1 protein-coding gene is annotated in these 1,515 nt (G+C 64.3%); it reads left to right on the forward strand.

What is annotated here, in order from left to right:
• The first annotated feature begins 119 nt into the window (after positions 1-119).
• Positions 120-1,202, forward strand: coding sequence for an IS110 family RNA-guided transposase (locus CSQ99_RS30540; protein WP_218014632.1), 1,083 nt, complete (start codon positions 120-122; stop codon positions 1,200-1,202).
• Positions 1,203-1,515 lie beyond the last annotated feature (313 nt).

The following is a 1,515-nucleotide window of genomic DNA, read 5'->3' on the forward strand; positions in this document are numbered from 1 at the left end:
CTAGACGGTATGGGGGCGACTTGAGGCCGAAGGCCTCGGGCTGCAATTGGACGTGGGTTGCCGGTGACGAGTGAACACTCGCACCGGTAGAGCCACAGTTGCAGATCAGGAGGCCTCCGGTGAGTTTCAACGGTACGAGTGTGGGATTGGACGTGCACGCGCTTTCGGTGGTTGCGCATGCATTTGATGAAGAAACGGGTCGGGTCGAGCGGGCACGATTATGTCCCGATCACGGCGAGATCCTGGACTGGTTGCACCAGTTACGTGGCCCGGTGCGAGTGGCCTATGAAGCCGGGCCGACGGGATTTGGGCTCGCGCGGGCGTTGGCCGCCGCCGAGATCGACTGTGTGGTCGCAGCGCCGTCGAAGTTGATCCGCCCGAGCGGGGATCGGATCAAGACCGACGCCCGTGACGCTTCGCACCTGGCCCGGCTGCTGCGATTGGGCGAGATCACCGCGGTCACGGTGCCCGAGGCCGACGTAGAGGCAGTCCGCGATCTGGTCCGGGCCCGCGAGGACGCCCGCGCGGATCTGATGCGAGTCCGGCACCGGCTGTCGAAGCTGCTGCTGCGCCAGGGCCGGGTGTATTCGGGCGGGAAAGCCTGGAATGGCGTGCACGAAACCTGGCTGCGTCGCCAACGTTTCGACGATGTTCACACCACAGCGGCCTTTGATCACCACTTCGATGCGGTGCTCACCGCCACGGCTGCTCGTGATCGCCTTGACGAACAGATCTGCGACGTCGCAGCCTCACCGCGTTGGTCTGATCCCGTCGACCGGCTGGGCTGTTTGCGCGGCATCTCGGCGCTGACCGGCCTGGCGTTGACGGTCGAGATCGGTGACTGGACCCGGTTCACAGGTGCCTCGATCGGCGCCTACGTCGGCCTGGTCCCCACGGAGTACTCCTCGGGTGCCTCCCGGGTGCAGGGTTCGATCACCAAGGCCGGCAACGCTCACGTGCGGCGACTGTTGATCGAGTCGGCCTGGCACCACCGGGCGGCCTACCGCAATCCCGGACCGACGATGCGGGCCCGCTGGGCCAAGGTCGACCCGGCACTCAAGGACCGCGGGCATGCCGGTAACCGACGCCTGCACCAGCAGTGGTGCCGGTTCAACGAGCGCAAGAAGCCCCATGTCGTGGCCAACGTTGCGGTTGCCCGTCAACTGGCCGGGTGGTGCTGGTCACTGGCCACGCTCAACTAACGACTCATCACCAAGCTTGATCGGAGTCGGCCGGTTAACGGCGAGGTAGGCGAACTGGATCTGCGTTACAGCTATGAGCAACAACAGTATTCACCAAATGCTGATGTGACGCCCGCCCCTAGAGAGCAGCCACCGTTCGCGCCGAACCATCGTCTTGCGGTACCCAACCCGCGTATATCAGTCTGACACCATCGTCGTTGACCAACGACCGCCGCGGCACCGACTGACTCCGATCAAACGAAAGCCGCCCCGGCATCAAAACCGGGGCGGCTTTCACCTGCCTATTGACAAACGATGCCTACATATCAGCTGT

It is taken from the genome of Mycobacterium neglectum (assembly GCF_002591975.1).
Taxonomy (GTDB): Bacteria; Actinomycetota; Actinomycetes; order Mycobacteriales; family Mycobacteriaceae; genus Mycobacterium; species Mycobacterium neglectum.